This window comes from Bradyrhizobium daqingense, assembly GCF_021044685.1.
GTDB lineage: Bacteria > Pseudomonadota > Alphaproteobacteria > Rhizobiales > Xanthobacteraceae > Bradyrhizobium > Bradyrhizobium daqingense.
On record NZ_CP088014.1, the window covers coordinates 6655344 to 6672539 of the forward strand.

At 64.5% G+C, this 17196-nt stretch carries 15 protein-coding genes; 13 read left to right on the forward strand and 2 right to left on the reverse strand.

Annotated elements, in window-relative coordinates; all coding sequences use genetic code 11:
• Positions 1-9: 9 nt before the first annotated feature.
• Together LPJ38_RS31835 and LPJ38_RS31840 are read left to right on the forward strand one after the other, a co-directional pair.
• Positions 10-1293 carry an ABC transporter substrate-binding protein gene (locus tag LPJ38_RS31835; protein WP_145628955.1) on the forward strand — a complete coding sequence of 428 codons (1284 nt, stop codon included), beginning with the start codon at positions 10-12 and terminating at the stop codon, positions 1291-1293.
• Between the two features lie 111 nt (positions 1294-1404).
• Positions 1405-2244: an ABC transporter ATP-binding protein gene (locus LPJ38_RS31840; RefSeq protein WP_145628957.1), complete on the forward strand. Its 840-nt coding sequence runs from the start codon at positions 1405-1407 to the stop codon at positions 2242-2244.
• Positions 2245-2256: 12 nt separating this feature from the next.
• Here the strand turns inward: LPJ38_RS31840 and LPJ38_RS31845 are convergent, their stop codons facing one another.
• Positions 2257-3405: an AGE family epimerase/isomerase gene (locus tag LPJ38_RS31845; RefSeq protein ID WP_167520255.1), complete on the reverse strand. Its 1149-nt coding sequence runs from the start codon at positions 3403-3405 to the stop codon at positions 2257-2259.
• Between the two features lie 89 nt (positions 3406-3494).
• Here LPJ38_RS31845 and LPJ38_RS31850 point away from each other — a divergent pair, with 89 nt between their 5' ends.
• Entirely contained in the window at positions 3495-4718 is a 1224-nt protein-coding gene (locus tag LPJ38_RS31850; RefSeq protein ID WP_145628959.1) for a phenylacetate--CoA ligase family protein, read from the forward strand.
• A 102-nt stretch (positions 4719-4820) separates the two neighbouring features.
• Here the strand turns inward: LPJ38_RS31850 and LPJ38_RS31855 are convergent, their stop codons facing one another.
• Positions 4821-6458 (reverse strand): carbamoyltransferase family protein, encoded by a 1638-nt coding sequence (locus LPJ38_RS31855; RefSeq protein WP_145628961.1) that lies wholly within the window; start codon positions 6456-6458, stop codon positions 4821-4823.
• A gap of 194 nt (positions 6459-6652) precedes the next feature.
• Here LPJ38_RS31855 and LPJ38_RS31860 point away from each other — a divergent pair, with 194 nt between their 5' ends.
• The 10 genes from LPJ38_RS31860 (at position 6653) to LPJ38_RS31905 (ending at position 17192) form a co-directional block, all read left to right on the forward strand.
• A complete protein-coding gene (locus tag LPJ38_RS31860) occupies positions 6653-8065 on the forward strand; it encodes a GHMP family kinase ATP-binding protein (protein WP_145628963.1) in 1413 nt (470 codons plus the stop codon).
• 1 nt (position 8066) lies between these two features.
• Entirely contained in the window at positions 8067-8972 is a 906-nt protein-coding gene (locus tag LPJ38_RS31865; protein WP_167520256.1) for a class I SAM-dependent methyltransferase, read from the forward strand.
• Entirely contained in the window at positions 8965-10872 is a 1908-nt protein-coding gene (locus LPJ38_RS31870) for an N-acetylneuraminate synthase family protein (RefSeq protein WP_145628965.1), read from the forward strand. The genes LPJ38_RS31865 and LPJ38_RS31870 overlap by 8 nt, the downstream gene beginning before the upstream one ends.
• Positions 10872-11561 carry an acylneuraminate cytidylyltransferase family protein gene (locus tag LPJ38_RS31875; RefSeq protein WP_145628967.1) on the forward strand — a complete coding sequence of 230 codons (690 nt, stop codon included), beginning with the start codon at positions 10872-10874 and terminating at the stop codon, positions 11559-11561. Before LPJ38_RS31870 ends, LPJ38_RS31875 begins: the two co-directional genes overlap by 1 nt.
• Entirely contained in the window at positions 11554-12318 is a 765-nt protein-coding gene (locus LPJ38_RS31880; RefSeq protein WP_167520257.1) for an SDR family oxidoreductase, read from the forward strand. Before LPJ38_RS31875 ends, LPJ38_RS31880 begins: the two co-directional genes overlap by 8 nt.
• On the forward strand, positions 12315-13163 hold the full coding sequence (locus tag LPJ38_RS31885; protein ID WP_145628972.1) for a sugar phosphate isomerase/epimerase family protein: 849 nt from the start codon (positions 12315-12317) through the stop codon (positions 13161-13163). The genes LPJ38_RS31880 and LPJ38_RS31885 overlap by 4 nt, the downstream gene beginning before the upstream one ends.
• On the forward strand, positions 13160-13921 hold the full coding sequence (locus LPJ38_RS31890; protein ID WP_145628974.1) for an SDR family NAD(P)-dependent oxidoreductase: 762 nt from the start codon (positions 13160-13162) through the stop codon (positions 13919-13921). The genes LPJ38_RS31885 and LPJ38_RS31890 overlap by 4 nt, the downstream gene beginning before the upstream one ends.
• 14 nt (positions 13922-13935) lie before the next feature.
• Complete coding sequence (locus LPJ38_RS31895; RefSeq protein WP_145628977.1) at positions 13936-14775, forward strand: SDR family oxidoreductase; 840 nt, start codon at positions 13936-13938, stop codon at positions 14773-14775.
• Positions 14776-14839: 64 nt separating this feature from the next.
• Positions 14840-16042 (forward strand): HAD-IIIA family hydrolase, encoded by a 1203-nt coding sequence (locus LPJ38_RS31900; protein WP_167520258.1) that lies wholly within the window; start codon positions 14840-14842, stop codon positions 16040-16042.
• Positions 16043-16172: 130 nt separating this feature from the next.
• Entirely contained in the window at positions 16173-17192 is a 1020-nt protein-coding gene (locus tag LPJ38_RS31905) for an NAD-dependent 4,6-dehydratase LegB (protein WP_145628981.1), read from the forward strand.
• Positions 17193-17196: the final 4 nt, after the last annotated feature.

Genomic DNA, 17196 nt, shown 5'->3' on the forward strand with positions numbered 1-17196 from the left:
AACCGACCCATGACGATGAAGTCCCTTTTGAGCACCGCATCGCTCACGATCGCGATCGCCGCATTTTCGGCCGGCGCGCAAGCCCAGATCGCGATCGGGCATCTCGCCGATTATTCCGGCGGCACCTCCGACGTCGGCACGCCTTATGGGCAGGCCGTCGCCGACACTTTCGCCTGGGTCAACAAGAACGGCGGCGTCGGCGGCAAGCAGCTCAACGTCGATACCAACGATTACGGCTATCAGGTGCCGCGCGCCATCGCGCTGTACAAGAAGTGGTCGGCGCCGGACAGCAAGGTCGCCGCGATCATGGGCTGGGGCACCGCGGACACCGAGGCGCTGACTGGCTTCCTCGCCCAGGACAAGATTCCGGACATGTCCGGCTCTTACGCCGCCGCCCTCACCGATCCCGAAGGCGTCAGCGGCAAGGCCAAGCCTGCGCCTTACAATTTCTTCTATGGCCCGAGCTATTCCGACGCGCTGCGCGCGATGCTGATGTGGGCGGCCGAGGACTGGAAGGCCAAAGGCAAGTCCGGCAAGCCCAAGTTCGTGCACATGGGCGCCAACCATCCTTACCCGAACGCGCCGAAGGCCGCCGGCGAAGCCATGGCACAGGAGCTCGGCTTCGAAGTGCTGCCGCCGTTGGTGTTCGCGCTCGCGCCGGGCGACTACAGCGCACAGTGCCTGAGCCTGAAATCCTCCGGTGCCAATTACGCCTATCTCGGCAACACCGCGGCCTCCAACATTTCGGTGATGAAGGCCTGCAAGACTGCCGGGGTCGAGGTCCAGTTCCTCGGCAATGTCTGGGGCATGGACGAGAACGCCGCCAAGACGGCCGGAGATGCCGCCAACGGCGTGATCTTCCCGCTGCGCACCGCGGTGAGCTGGGGCGGCGATGCACCCGGCATGAAGACGGTGATGGAGATCTCGAAGATGTCCGACCCCACCGGCAAGGTCTATCGCCCGGTGCACTACATCGCCGCCGTCTGTTCGTCGCTCTACATGAAAGAGGCGATCGAATGGGCCGCCAAGAACGGTGGCGCCACCGGCGAGAACGTCGCCAAGGGCTTCCACCAGAAGAAGGACTGGGTGCCGGCCGGGATGGAAGGCGTCTGCAATGCCTCGACCTGGACCGAGAAGGACCATCGCGGCACGCTGAAGGTCGATCTCTATCGCACCAAGGTCTCGGGCGCGACCGACGGCGACCTCAACGACCTCATGTCCAAGGGCACGATCAAGCTCGAGAAGGTCAAGACCGTGGAGTTGCCGCGCAAACCCGAATTGCTGGGCTGGTGAGCTGATCACTTCGTCGTTCCGGGGCGATGCAAATGCATCGAACCCGGAACCTCGAGATTCCGGGTTCGGTCCTGCAGCCGCCCCGGAATGACGGATTGAATGGAAGACGACATGACCGACACCTTCGAAGCTACCCACGCCAAGCCGGCCGTCGTCCCCGCGCCGCCCCTCCTCAGCGTGCGCAACATCGAGGTCGTCTATGACGACGTCATCCTGGTGCTGCGCGGCCTCAGCCTCGACGTGCCCAAGGGCGCTATCGTGGCGCTGCTCGGGGCCAACGGCGCCGGCAAGTCGACGACGCTGAAGGCGATCTCGGGGCTGCTCAAGACCGAGGACGGCGAGGTCACGCGCGGCGAGATCCTGTTCGAGGGCGACCGCATCAACGGCATCGACCCCGACAAGATCGTGCGCCGCGGCATCTTCCAGGTGATGGAGGGCCGACGCATCGTCGCCGACATGACCTCGCTGGAGAACCTGAGGCTCGGCGCCTTCACCCGGAGGGATCGCGAGGTCGATGCCGATCTCGACATGGTCTTCAACTACTTCCCGCGCCTGAAGGAACGCACCGGCCTCGCCGGTTATCTCTCGGGCGGCGAGCAGCAGATGCTTGCGATCGGCCGCGCGCTCATGGCGCGCCCGAAGATGATCCTGATGGACGAGCCGTCCATGGGTCTGTCGCCGCTGCTGGTGAAAGAGGTGTTCTCGATCATCCAGAAGATCAATCGCGACCTCGGTGTCACCATTTTGCTGGTCGAGCAGAACGCACGCGCCGCGCTCTCGGTGGCGAGCCACGGCTACATCATGGAGCAAGGCAAGGTGGTGCTCGACGGCACCGCCGACGAGCTGCGCGACAACGAGGACGTCAAGGAATTCTATCTCGGCGGCGCCGGCGACCAGCGCAAGAGCTTCAAGAACCTCAAGAGCTTCAAGCGGCGCAAGCGCTGGCTGTGATCCACATTGAGCCTAGCCTAGCACCTGCTCCGCTTCCGTGACCGCGCAGAGAACATGATAGAACGACGACGCAGGAATGGTGTCGACCAGCGATTTCCCGTCGCGGTCGAACTGATCGTACCAGCCGCCCTTCACGGGATGGTTGAGATAATGTCGTTCCAGTCTCATCAGCGCCGCACGCGCCTCATCCGCCGCGCCCGCCTCGCCGGACTCGGCCTGCGCGGTCCACGCCTTCGCGATCTCGGTCTGCGGCCACAGCCGGCGCGTGTTGCGCCGAATGTTGCCGGCGTCATCCCCCTCGTCGATCAGGCAGCCCGTGGCCTCGTCGCGGTAGCGCACGGAGGTCGCCAGCAACTCGGCGCGCCGCTGTCCGGTCGGACACCCCGTGATGCGTTCAAAGCCTTTCAGAAGCCACACCCATTCCGCCTGGTGACCGGGTTCGACGCTGACCGGCTCGATCTTCGACCAATCCTCCTCGAAATATTCGCCGAGCACGCATTTCCGCTTGTCATAGAGGTTGGCGAGGAACAGCGCGAAGAATTCGCCGGCACGGTTCTGGAACGACAGATCGTGCGTCGCCTCGAAGCACGCGATCATCGCCTCGAACAGATGCATATGCGGGTTCTGCCGGCGCGGCAGCGAGACCGGAAGGCCTTCATGGACGCCACCATGCGGCGAGCGCAGATGGCCATCGAGGAAGGCGAGCAGCGCGTCGATCTCGGCGCGAACCTGGGCATCCTGGTCGAGCGCATAGACGCTCGCGAGCGCAAACAGGATGAAGGCGTGGTCGTAGGCGTCGCGCCGGCCGTCCAGTACCGCCCCGTCCGGGGTCAGCCGGTGCACGTAGCCGGGCCGGCCATCGGGCGCCTTTGCTCTCGCCAGCAGGTGCTCCAGCCCCTTGAGCGCGATGGCGCGCCCTTCAGGGTACCAGCCCATCTGCGCGGCCTTGGCGTAGCACCAGATCTGGCGCGCCTGCACGAACACGCGCCGCGGCGCGGCGGCGTCAGCTGTGCCGTCGCGGTGCAGCCGGTCGATGAAACCGCCGGTGGCGTGATCCCAGCCGACCGTCGACCACAGCGGCAGCGCCTCGTCGGTCATGCGCCGCTTCAGGCGCGCGACGACGTCCGCCGCATCTGCCGTAGTGCTTCCTTCGTCCGCCATCGCGCCCTCTCTAGGCCTCGCCAATGGCCGTCTGATACCGATGCCGGCGGCGGCGTGCAACGGACCATGCCAACCCGGAAAGACCAGCCATGACCGCCCATTACGACGCCCTTGAGACGCGCGACCACGGCGCGCGCGAGGCCGAGCTGTTTTCCCGCCTCCCGGAGGTGCTGCGCAGCGCCATGGCCGCTCCAGCCTATACCGAGCGCCTGCGGGGCGTGGACCCCGCCTCGGTGAGGTCCAGAGAGGCGCTGGCGGGCCTGCCGGTGCTGCGCAAGTCGGAACTGCCGGCCCTGCACAAGGCCTCCAGGCCCTTCGGCGGCTTCGTGGCGGCCGCGCCGGGGTCGTTCGCCCGCCTCTTCACCTCCCCCGGCCCCATCTTCGAGCCGGAAGGACGCCAAGCCGACCCCTGGCGCGGCGCTCGGGCGCTGTTTGCAGCCGGCTTCCGCCCCGACGACATCGTGCTCAACACCTTCAGCTACCACCTCACCCCCGGTGGCTTCATTTTCGATGCATCTGCGCGCGCACTGGGCTGCGCCGTGATCCCCGCGGGCCCCGGGAATCTCGAACAGCAATTCGAGCTGATCGAAGCTTACCGCCCCGTCGGCTACAGCGGCACGCCGGATTTTCTGAAGATCCTGCTCGACGCCGCAGCCGGCTCGGGCCGCGACGTCTCCTCGATCAAGCGCGCGCTGGTCTCGGGCGCGGCGTTCCCGCCCTCCCTTCAGGCCGAAATCAAATCACGCGGCATCGACGCCTACCAAGCCTTCGGCACCGCCGATCTCGGCCTCATCGCCTTCGAGACCGAGGCCCGCGAGGGCATGGTCGTGAACGAGGACCTGATCCTGGAGATCGTCAAGCCCGGCACTGGCGATCCCGTGGCGCCGGGCGACGTCGGCGAGATCGTCCTGACCTCACTCGACCCGCACCATCCCTGGATCCGGCTCGCGCTCGGCGACCTCACCGCAGCCCTGCCCGGCACGAGCCCATGCGGGCGCACCAACATGCGCATCAAGGGCTGGATGGGCCGCGCCGACCAGACCACCAAGGTCAAGGGCATGTTCGTTCGGCCCGAGCAGGTCGCCGAGATCGGCAAGCGCCATTCCGCACTCGGAAGGCTACGCCTCGTCGTTACGCGCCAGGGCGAGACCGACGCGATGACGCTGAAAGCGGAAACGACGGCCGGGAACGAAGCACTGCGCGAGGAGATCGCCGGCACCTTGCGTGCCGTGACGAAGCTCGGCGGCACCGTTGAGCTGGTCAGTCCCGGCGCGCTGCCGAACGACGGAAAGGTCATCGCGGACGAGCGATAGAGCATGATCCGGAAAAGTGTGCGCGGTTTTCCGAAGAGATCATGTTCAAAGAACAAGCTAAAGCGCGATGACGGTCCATCTTCATCTCATCGCGCTTTAGTCTCAGCTCGATTTCGAAAGCCGATAGTTGCCGAGATACAGCACGTCCAGACCTGAGCAGAAATAGGTGTGCAACGCCTCCAGCGGCGCGTTCACCGTCGGCTGCTCATTGATGTTGAGACTGGTGTTGATCAGGACCGGCAGCGAGGTCGCCTTCGCGAACTCGCCGATCAGGCGGCTATAGAGCGGATTGCTGTCCGCATGAACGCTCTGGATGCGCGCGGTGTTGTCGACATGGACCACCGCGGGCATGGTCTCAGCGACCTTCTCGTTGACTGGAAAAGTCACGACCATGAAGGGCGCATCGAACGTGTCCTCGAAATACTCGGCCTGGCGCTCGTAAAGCACCGACGGACAGAACGGGCGGAACTCCTCGCGATATTTGATCGTGAGGTTGATGCGGTCCTTCATGCCGGCATGGCGCGGATCGGCCAGGATCGAGCGGTTGCCGAGCGCGCGCGGACCGTATTCCATCCGTCCCTGGAACCAGCCCACGGTCTTCTGGTCCGTCAGGTCGGTCACGCAGCGCGACACGGGATCGTCGAGCAGTTCGAACCGGGCGCCGATCTTATCCAGCGTCTCCCGGATCGTGTCGTTGGAATAGTCCGGTCCCCAGTAAGCGTGGGTCAGCGGCGCAATCGCGTGACCCGCCTCCGCGCATTTCATCATCGCCGCACCGAGCGCCACGCCGGCATCGTGCGGGACCGGCGGCACATAGAGACGCTTCACGGAAGGCTCGGCCGCGATCTCCATGTTCATCTTGCAGTTCAGCCCGACCCCGCCGGCGATGCAGACGTCGCCGCAGCCCGTCTCGGCGATCGCCGAACGGATCACCTCGGTGGTGACGATCTCGAGCTGCTTCTGGCCGCTCGCGGCGATGTTGGTCAGGCGCTGGTCGAGTGGCTGGCCGCGCAGCCGCCGCGGGCCCAGAATCTCCTCCATCTTCTCGGTGAAGATGCGTTCCTGCCGTGTCGAGAAATCGCTGGTGAACATCTCCGCGTCGCGCCGGCGCTTGTCGAGCTCGGGATCGAGCTCGTAATTAATGCCGTTCGGGCGCAAGAGCTTCGCGAACTTGCCGAGATATTCCGGGCTGCCGTAGGACGACAGGCCCATGACCTTGTACTCGTCGTTGGTCATCTGATAGCCGAGATACTGCGTCAGCATCCCGTAATAGAGCCCGAGACTGTTGTGGCGGGCGAACCGCGTCAGCACGCGGAAATCGTTGCCGCGTGCGTGCGCGACGAGGCCGGCGCTGGAATCGCCCGAGAAATCGAAGCAGGCCACCGTCGCCTCGGAAAAACCGGAGCCGTAGAACGAGCTCGCGGCATGACAGAGATGATGGTCGTACAGCTCGATCTTCGGGCTGTGGCCGAACTGATATTTGAAATATTCGGTGAGGCGCTGCGCGTAGTTCGTGTAGGTCTTCAGCGGCGAGCAGATCCAGTCGACCTCGCGCATGGTGATGCCGGCCTGCTTCAGGCAGAACCCGATTGCGCCACGCGGCAGCTCGCCGCGTGCATGTTTCGCCAGGGTGAAGCGCTCCTCCTCGGCGGCCGCGATCAACTCGCCGTCGCGCAGCAACACCGCCGCGCCGTCGTGGTGCCCGTGCTTGATCCCCGAACTGATTCCGACCACATACATTTGGTGCAAACCCCTTTGCGGAGCCTTCTATAGAAACGGCGGCCAATGTAAATCGGCTACGGTCCGCCGATGCACTTCGTGGCAGCCCTTTGCAGCGATATCCGGACCCGGGAACCTTGCATCGTCCCTGCCGCTCCCGTATTACCAACCCTGCTCTGATATGGCCTGAATTGGCCCCTTCCGGACCCAGAAAAGTGCTCGAACGAACCCTCGTCACCATCGCCGAGAGCGAGACCATTGAGGAAGCCTTCCGGCACCTCAATGCGAACAAGCTTGGCATTCTGTTCGCGCAGGACGCGAACGAACGGATCGTCGGCGCGGTAACGGACGGTGACATCCGCAGGTGCATGCTGGCCGGCAGCACGATTCACGATCGGGTCGCGACCTGCATCAATCGAAACTTCGTCTGGGCGCGCGCCGGAGCACCGCGCGAGCAGATCCTCAAGCTGCTCGACCAGCGTGTGCATGTGGTGCCAATCCTCGATGCTGAGGGACGTCTGGTCGACGTGTTCAGCCGCGAGTTGTTCAACCTGTCGGAAGAGAGCGAGGTGTTCGCGCGCGGCCGCTCCCCTGTGCGCATCAGTTTCTCCGGCGGCGGCACGGACCTCACGCATTACTTCGTGGCGAATGACGGCGGCGCGGTGATCAGTGCCACGATCCAGATGTACGCCCATGCAACGCTGCGGCGCCGGAGCGATCCCAGCATCCGGATCTATTCGCATGATTTCCGTTGCACCGTCGAGGCCGACAATCTCGCCCAGCTCGGAACCGGGGGAGATCTCGCGCTGATCAAGTCGGTCGTGCGCCTGATCAAGCCGACTTACGGATTCGAGCTCGAAGTGTCCGCCGACTTTCCGGTCGGCTCGGGGCTCGGCGGCTCTGCGGTGGTCTCGTCGGCCATTATCGGCTGCTTCAACGAATTCCGCAGCGACCAGTGGGACCGTCACGAGATCGCGGAGATGGCGTTCCAGGCCGAACGGCTGATGCTCAACATCCCCGGCGGCTGGCAGGACCAGTACGCCACCGTGTTCGGCGGCTTCAACCACATGGAGTTCTTCTCCGACCAGAACACCATCGTGCCGCTTCGCCTCGACCCCAGCATCATCGCCGAGCTCGAGGAGAGCCTGGTGCTCTGCTATGCCGGCTCCGGCCGCGATTCCGGGGCCATCCACCGCGACCAGAAGGCGCAGCATGAGACCAGTGACGCCGTCGCCGCGGCCGCCAAGCAGAAGGAAGTGACGCGCCTCATCCGGCGCCATCTCTTGCGCGGCCAGCTGCTGGAATGCGGCCGGCTGATCGACGAGGCCTGGCACGCCAAGCGGAAGCTGAGCTCAAAGATATCCTCGGACGCGCTCGATGCGCTCTACGATTTCGCCAAACGGCATGGCGCAGTCGGCGGCAAGCTGCTGGGCGCCGGCGGCGGCGGGTATTTCATCTTCTTCGTGCGCCCCTTCGAACGCTATCAGCTCATCGCTGCGCTGGAGCAGCAGGGGCATACCTGTTCCCGCATCATGTTCGAAGAGAGCGGGCTGCGGACGTGGAAGTCGCGCCTTCCTTCTTCGTCCAGACAGAACTCCGCCGAAGCCACCCGTCCAAAGGACCACTGACGTGCACTGGCAAGCAAAGGCGCGCGCGTTCACCGTGCTCTCGGCTATCCCGTTCGGGGAGGGTCTGCACTACGCTTTGCAACGCTACGTCACGCGTCGGTTGCCACGTCCGGAAAAGCAAATCAGGTCGATCCACACATTTGCCCAGCAGTTGCTCCGCACATACTCCGAATACGGCATTCGGCCGCTGCAGGCATCGACGTTCTTCGAATTCGGCGCCGGCCGCGACTTGATCATTCCCCTCGCTTTCAGCGCCCATGGCGTCAAACGCTTCATTACCGTCGACATCGAGCGGCTGTCCAAGCTCGATCTGATCCGCTCCAACGCCGCGATCATTTCCAAAGCGAGCGGCAGCGATCGCCCCGGGATAGCCTCCTGGGACGATCTCGACCGGTTTTGGAATATCGAGTACCGCGCGCCAGCCGACGCGCGCGCAACGGGCCTGCCAGCCAACTCCATCGACTGCGCGGTCTCGGTCGAAACCCTCGAACACATTCCGAAGGCCGACATTGCGGCCATCCTCAAGGAGCTGCGACGGATCCTCCGTCCAGACGGCGTGGCTCTGATGCAGATCGATTACGGCGATCATTTCAAGGGATTCGATCCGGCCATCAGCGCATTCAACTTCCTGACGTACTCCGACGAGGAATGGTGCCCATTTCAATCGCGCTTCCAATACGTCAACCGCCTGCGCCACAGCGAGTACCTACAGCTCTTCAAGGAAGCCGGTTTTGAGATATTAAGTGACCGGCCGGATTGCAGGTCGCCTGAGCCCGAGATCATGGCGCGGCTGGCACCCCAATTCCGCCAGTTTTCGGAGCGGGATTTGTTTACGCTTGGCTCATTGATCGTGGCCAGACCGGCAGATCAGGGCAAAGACGCTGAGAGGACCAGAGCGAATGGCTGATGTACCGGTTCGCATCGGCGACCGCCTTCTGGGAGATGGCAAGCCCTGCTACGTCATCGCCGAGGTCGGCAACAACCACAATGGCGACTTCGACCGCGCCATCGCGCTGGTCGATGCGGCGATCGTCGCCGGCGCAGATTGCGCCAAGTTCCAGATGCGCAAGCTCGAGGAGGTCTATCGCGACTCCTCCCTCTCGGGGAAGGACGACGACCTTGCGGTCGAGTATACGCTCGACTTGCTGCGCCGTTTCGAGCTCACGATCGGGCAGCACAAGAAGATTGCAGATTATTGTGCCTCGAAGGGCATCGAATATCTCTGCACGCCCTGGGACGTGAAGAGCGTCGCGGTGCTCGAAGGTTTCGGCACGCACGCCTACAAGGTCGCGTCCGCGGACCTCACCAACCTGCCCCTGCTCGCCAAACTCGTCACGACCGGCAAGACATTGATCGTCTCGACCGGCATGAGCACGACCGAGGAGATCAAGACCGCCGCGAGCTTCCTCGACGAGCACAAGGCGAATTACGTGCTCCTGCATTGCCAGAGCACCTATCCGGCCGCGCTCCACAATATCCATCTGCGATTCATGGAAACGCTGCGCGAGATTCATCCTTTGGTCGGATATTCCGGTCACGAGCGCGGCATTGCCGTATCGATGGCCGCGGTGGCGCTCGGCGCCATCGTCGTCGAGCGCCACATCACGCTCGACCGCGAGATGGAGGGTCCCGACCACGCCGCGAGCCTGGAGCCGGAGGAATTCAAGGCGCTGGTCTCGGGCATCCGCGAGATCGAAGCGGCGCGCGGCGAGAAGCTGGCCGAACGCGTGTTGAGCCAGGGCGAATTGATCAACCGCGAGAACCTTGCGAAAAGTCTGGTGGCTGCGCGCGACCTTGTGCCCGGCACGGTGATCTCCGAAAGCGACATCGCGGTGAAGAGCCCGGGACAGGGCTTGTCGCCGCTGAAGATGTCGGAACTGCTCGGCCGGGAGCTGAAGCGGACGATGGCGGCCGACGACTATTTCTTCCAGAGCGACCTCGACGAAGGCATCGCAACGGCGCGGCGCTATCGCTTTGACCGTCCCTGGGGCGTGCCGGTGCGCTATTACGACATCGAGCGCTTCCTGGAGATTTGCGAGCCCGACATCATCGAATTCCATCTCAGCTACAGCGACATGGAGCGCGATCCGGCCGCATATCTCTCCGGCACATACGATCTCGGTTTCGTCGTGCATGCGCCGGAGCTGTTCGCCGGCTCAAAGCTGATGGACCTCGCGACCCCCGACGAGACGCTGCGGCGTTATTCGCTCGAGCAGACGCAGACGGTGATCAACATCACGCGCAGGCTGAAGAAATTCTTCCCCAAGACCAAGCGGCCGCCGATCGTCGCCAATATCGGCGGCTTCACCATGGATGTGCCCCTGTCGGCGCAGGAAAAGGCCGAGCGTTACCGCATCTTCGCGCAGAGCCTGAAGGAGCTCGACTTGGACGGCGTCGAGCTGACACCGCAGACCATGGCACCGTTCCCCTGGCATTTCGGCGGCCAGCGGCACCAGAACATCTTCATCTTTCCGGAGGAGTCGGCCGCCTTCTGCGCCAAGCATGATCTGCGCATGTGCGTCGACATCTCGCACACGAAACTCGCTGCCAATCATTTCGGCTTCGACTTCTACCAAGGCCTCGCCCAGCTCGGCCCCCACACTGCGCATCTGCATTTCGGCGATGCCAGGGGGCTCGATGGCGAAGGCGTCCAGATCGGTGAGGGCGAGATTGATTTTGACGAGGTCGGACAGGTGCTCCGCAAGCATGCGCCGACCGCCTCGTTCATTCCGGAGATATGGCAGGGCCACAAGAACTTGGGCGAAGGCTTTTGGACTGCGCTCGAACGTCTAGAGGGACATGTCTGATGGCGCGCAAGACGCTGGCTGTGATCGCCGCACGCGGCGGCTCGAAGGGCATCCCCCACAAGAACCTGCACGATCTCTGCGGCAAGCCGCTCATCGCCTGGACGATCGAGCAGGCACGTGCCGCGCGCGGGGTCGACGTGGTGGCGGTCTCTTCCGACAGCGACGACATCCTCGCCGCAGCCGAGGCCGCTGGTGCGATTGGCGTGCGGCGCCCGGACGACATTTCGGGTGACCTCGCCTCCTCGGAATCCGCCTGGTTGCATGCGCTCGCCGCGATCGACGAGCGGATGGGCCGGTTCGAGCGCATCGTTGCGCTCCAGGCGACCTCGCCGATCCGCGAGCCGGCGGATATCGAGAACGCGCTTGCGACCTTCGACCGCGAACAGCTCGACAGCCTGCTCTCGGTTTGCGAAGTCGAGGACTACTTCAACTGGCGGATCGGCGTGAACGGACCGGAGCCGATCAATTACGACTTCCGCAATCGCCGCATGCGACAGCAGATCGAAAAGCGCTATCTCGAGAACGGCTCGTTCTACGTCCTGATCCCGTCTCTCCTGCGCGAGCAGAACAATCGTCTCGGCGGCAAGATCGGCTTCCACGTGATGGAACGCCACAAGATGTTCCAGATCGACCGTCCCGAAGACGTCAAGCTTTGTGCCGCCATCATGCGCAGTTACGGCTATGCCTGATCCCAGCATCTTCTCCCTCGCCGGCAAGATCGCCGTCGTCACCGGCGCCTCGCGCGGCATTGGAGCTGCGATCGCGTCCGGGTTACAGAATGCGGGAGCGACGGTGTTCGGCCTCAGCCGCTCCGGAACCGCGCCGCAGGGCGCGTCTGGCATTGCCTGCGACCTCTCAGACGATGCAGCGATCGAGAGCGCGTTCCGCACCATCGCGGCAAGAGGCGACCGCATCGACGCCCTCGTAAATGCCGCCGGCATCAGTCTTCCGGCTCAGAGTGCCGAGAGCGAGCTCGCGCGCTTCCGTGCCACGGTCGCGACCGACCTCACCGGCGCGTATGCCGCGATCCTTGCAGCCCATCCGCTCCTCAAGAACGCAGGCTCGGCTGCCATCGTCAACGTCACCAGCATCAATTCCGTTCGCGGCTTTCCCGGCAATCCCGGCTACGTGGCGGCGAAGGCCGGCCTTGCCGGGCTGACGCGCGCCCTTGCGGCCGACTATGCGGCCGACGGCATCCGCGTCAACGCGCTTGCGCCGGGCTATGTCGCAACCGAGATGACCGCGAAGAGTTTTGCCGATCCTGTCATGCACGAGGATCGACGGCGCCATACCATGCTCGGCCGCTGGGGACAGCCCGCCGACATGGTAGGAGCCGCGATTTTCCTGACGTCGGATGCATCCGCCTATGTCACCGGCCAGGAGATCTTCGTCGACGGCGGCTGGATCGCCAAGGGCCTCGCCATCAGTTCGGATAGCAAATCGTGACCGCAACGCTGCAACGCATCGGGTTCATGCAAGGACGGTTGTCGGCCCTGGTCGACGGCAAGATCCAGGCGTTCCCCTGGGACGCGTGGCGGGAGGAGTTTCCGCGCGCAAAGGATCTCGGCCTGACGCGGATGGAATGGACCATCGACCAGGAGCGGCTGCGCGAGAATCCGCTGATGACCGAACAGGGACAGCAGGAGATTCTGGCGCTGTCGCGCGAGAACGGCGTGCGCATCCCGAGCCTGACCGGCGACTGCTTCATGCAGGCGCCGTTCTGGAAGGTCGATGCCGTCGTGCGCGATGCGCTAGTCTCCGACCTCGACCTCCTGATCGCCGCCTGCAGCCGCATCGGCATCGAATTCATCGTAATTCCGCTCGTCGACAACGGCAAGATTGAGCGGGAAAGCGAGAGCGACACGTTGAAGCGCGTTCTGCTCGCGCGCTCGGAGGCGCTCGCCAAGCGAAACGTCAGGATCGTCTTCGAATCCGACCTGCCCCCGCGCGAGCTCGCCCGTTTCATGGAGGCGTTTCCGACCGAGATCTTCGGCATCAACTACGACAGCGGCAACAGCGCCTCGCTCGGCTACGACAGCGACGAGGAGATCGGCGCTTATGCGACGCGCATTCTCAACGTGCACATCAAGGACCGCATCCGCGGCGGCACCACCGTGCCGCTCGGCACCGGCAATGCCGATCTCGCCAAGACCATCCGGCTGATCGAACGCTCCGGTTACAAGGGCCAATACATCCTGCAGACCGCGCGCGCCGCCGACGGTGACCACGCCGGCGCTCTGGCGAACTATCGCGACATGACGGTCGGCTGGATCGAGGACGCCGCCCGATGAAACTCGAACTCGAGGATCGCGTCGCTCTCGTCACCGGCGCCAGCCGCGGGATCGGACTTGGGATCGCGACAAAGCTCGCCGCCGAGGGCGCGAAGATCGCGCTCGCCGCACGCGGTGCCGATGCGCTCAACGCCGCAGGGGCCGCGGTCGGCGGCGGCGCGTCGGTGCACGTGGCCGACGTCACCGATCCGGCCGCCGCCGCGACGCTGGTGCACGAAGTCGAACGGCAGTGGGGCCGGCTCGATATCCTGGTCTGCAATGTCGGCAGCGGCGCCTCGGTGCCGCCAGGCAAGGAGACCGCGGCGGAATGGTCGCGGGTGATCGACCTCAATCTGTTCGCCACGACCAACATGATCGACGCGGCCCGGCCGCTGATGGCGCGCGGCAGCGGCGACCGCGCCATCGTCTGCATCTCTTCGATCGCCGGCATGGCGGCTCTCGGCGCGCCCGTGACCTATTACGGCGCAAAGGCGGCCGTGAACGCGACCGTGCGCGGATTGGCGCGCCCACTGGCGCTTGAAGGCATCCGCATCAACGCGGTTGCCCCCGGTAACATCCTGAGCGCGGATGGCACCTGGGCGCGCAAGATCGCCGAAAACAAGGCCGCGGTCGACGACATGCTCCAGCGCGAGGTGGCGCTGCGCCGGCTCGGCACTCCAGAGGAGATCGCCGACGTGGTTGCATTCCTGGCTTCGCCGCGCGCCGCCTTCATCACCGGCAGCATCGTGGTGGCCGACGGCGGCCAGCTCAGAAGCTGATACAGGAGCTATCGATGGCCAGCCCCTCCTCCCGCTACGACCTGACCGGACGCACCGCGCTCGTGACCGGTGCCGGCGGCCTCCTAGGCAGGCAGCATGTCGCGGCGCTGGCCGAGGCAGGCGCGCGCGTGGTCGTTACCGATGTGGGTTTGGCGCAAGCCGAGACCGCCGTCGCATCGCTGAAACAGGCCGAACCTTCCTCCGACCTGATGGCACTCGAGATCAACGTCACCTCACTCGATTCGGTCCGCACGGCACACGAGCGGCTTGCCGGCCGCGGCGTCACGGTCGACATCCTCGTCAACAATGCGGCAATCGATCCCAAGGTGACCTCGGCGCCCGGCGTGATGCACTCGTCGCGCTTCGAAGCTTTCCCCGTGCCGCAATGGCAGACCGAGATCGCCGTCGGCCTGACCGGCCCGATGCTGTGCGCGCAAGTGTTCGGCGGCGAGATGGCCAGACGCGGCCGCGGCGTGGTCCTGAACATCGCCTCCGATCTCGGCGTGATCGCGCCGGACCAGCGCCTCTACCGGCAGCCGAACGTGTCGCGGGAGGAAGAGCAGCCGGTCAAGCCGGTGACCTACTCTGTGATCAAGCACGGTCTCATCGGACTGACGAAGTATCTGGCGACCTATTGGGCCGATCACGGCGTGCGCGTCAACGCGATCTCGCCGGGCGGCGTCTTCAACAACCAGGATCCCGCCTTCGTCGAACGGCTGACGCGTTTGATCCCGATGGGTCGGATGGCCGAGGTCGACGAATACCGCGCGGCGGTGCAATTCCTCTGCTCGGACGCTTCGAGCTACATGACCGGACAGAACCTGGTGATGGATGGCGGAAGAAGCGTTTGGTAGCCGGACCATGCATCATCCGGGCAAACATGACCACCAAGGGGCACAATCGAGCGAGTTGCCTCTCATGTTGAGACAGGCCGTCATCCTCGTCGGCGGCCTCGGCACGCGCCTCGGTGAGCGCACCAAGCTGGTTCCGAAGCCGATGCTGGACGTCGGCGGGCGTGCCTTTCTGGACACGCTGATCGACGAACTCGTACGTTATGGTGTGTTCGACGAGATTCTCCTGCTCGCGGGTCACAAGGCGGACATCGTCGAGACGCACTACGCTGCGGCCACCCGAGGACGGGCAAAGATCGTCGTCTCGCGCGAGCGCGAGCCGCTCGGCACCGGCGGCGCACTCGTGCATGCCCGCGACCTGCTGCACGACCGCTTCCTGCTCCTCAACGGCGACTCGCTGTTCGACTTCAACCTGCTCGATCTGATCGCGCGGGCGCAAGTCGGGCGCGTCCACATGGCATTGCGCGACGGTGTCGTTGGGGACCGCTACGGCCGCGTCGTGCTCGACGGCGAGGTGGTGCGCGACTTCGTCGCCCCCGGCGCAGGCGCTACGGGACCGGTCAATGCCGGCATCTACGTCGTCGATAAATCGATTGTCGCCGACATCGCGAAGCTCCCCGCTTCGCTCGAGCAGGACGTATTTCCCGGCCTTGCAAAATCCGGCTCGCTGCGCGGCACGGCCTACCGCGGTTACTTCATCGACATCGGCATCCCCGACGATTTCGCCCGGGCTGATCGCGAATTGCGGGAAAAGCTGCGGCGGCCGGCCGTATTCTTCGATCGCGACGGCGTGCTCAACCACGATTCCGGATACACGTTCGAGACCCACAAGCTCGAATGGATCGAGGGCGCCCGCGAGGCCGTGAAGGCCGTCAACGACGCCGGCTACTTCGCCTTCGTCATCACCAACCAGTCCGGCGTCGCGCGCGGCTACTATGAGGAGCATCACGTCCTCACCCTGCACCGCTGGATGGCGGACCAGATGGCGCTGATCGGTGCCCATATCGATGCGTTCGAATACTGCCCCGATCACCCCGATGGCACCGTCGCGCGCTACTGCCGCATTAGCGAGCGGCGCAAGCCGGCGCCCGGCATGATCACCGATCTTGTCACGCGCTTTCCCGTGGACATGACGCGCAGCATGGTGATCGGCGACAAGGACAGCGACATGGAAGCGGCGCGGGCGGCCGGCGTGGCCGGCCATCTGTTTTCCGGCGGAAATCTGGAAGCATTCGTGAAACAACGGCTGACGCCGGTCCAAACTGCCTAAGGGCGCGTCCAAAAGCGCTGCATCCCCGGGCATTTGGCGGATGCCGAACGACGGTCTGTTGCGCCCGACGACCAGTGTGCTATAGCGCCATCCTATTGCGAAGACTGGGTTAATCGCGTTGGGGTCCGATATGGAAGATCTGAAGGACGCCCGCGTCCTCGTCACCGGCAGCGATGGCTTCATCGGCTCGCATGTCGTCGAGGAACTGGTGCAGTCGGGTGCCCGCGTCAAGGCGATCGTCTATTACAACTCCTTCAACTCCTGGGGCTGGCTCGACACGGTTTCGGCCGACGTGATGAAATCCGTCGAGGTTGTGGCCGGAGATATCCGCGATCCGCATTTCATGATCCAGGCCGCGAGCGGCTGCACCGACGTGCTGCATCTGGCGGCGCTGATCGCGATTCCGTTTTCCTATGCTGCGCCGGATTCCTATGTCGAGACCAACGTTCGCGGCACCGTGAACGTGCTTCAGGCCGCTCGCATGGCCGGCGTGCGCCGCTTCGTGCAGACCTCCACCAGCGAGGTCTACGGCACGGCGCAGACGGTTCCGATCAAGGAAAGCCATCCGCTGGTCGGACAGTCCCCCTACTCGGCCTCGAAGATCGCCTCCGACCAGATGGCACTGTCGTTCCAAGCCTCGTTCGACCTGCCCGTGGTGGTGATCCGCCCCTTCAACACCTTCGGGCCGCGGCAATCGGCGCGCGCGGTGATCCCGACGATCATCAGTCAGATCGCGACCGGCAAGCGGAAGATCCGCCTCGGCGCCGTCAGCCCGACGCGCGATTTCTCCTTCGTCACCGACACTGCGCGCGGCCTGATCGCGGGCCTCACCGCGCCCGCGGAGCAAGTCGTCGGCCAGACCATCAATCTCGGCAGCGGCTTCGAGATCTCGGTCGGCGCGACCGCGCAGATGATCGCCGAGGTCATGGGGACATCGATCGAAATCGAGACCGACGAGGCGCGGCTGCGTCCTGCCAACAGCGAAGTCGAGCGGCTCTGGGCTGACAATTCCAAGGCACGCCAGCAGCTCGGCTGGAGCCCCGAATTCGGCGGCGTCGACGGCATGCGGCGTGGCATGGTCAAGACGGTCAGCTGGTTCACCAATCCGGTCAATCTCAGCCGTTACAAGGCTGACGTCTACAATGTCTGAGGTG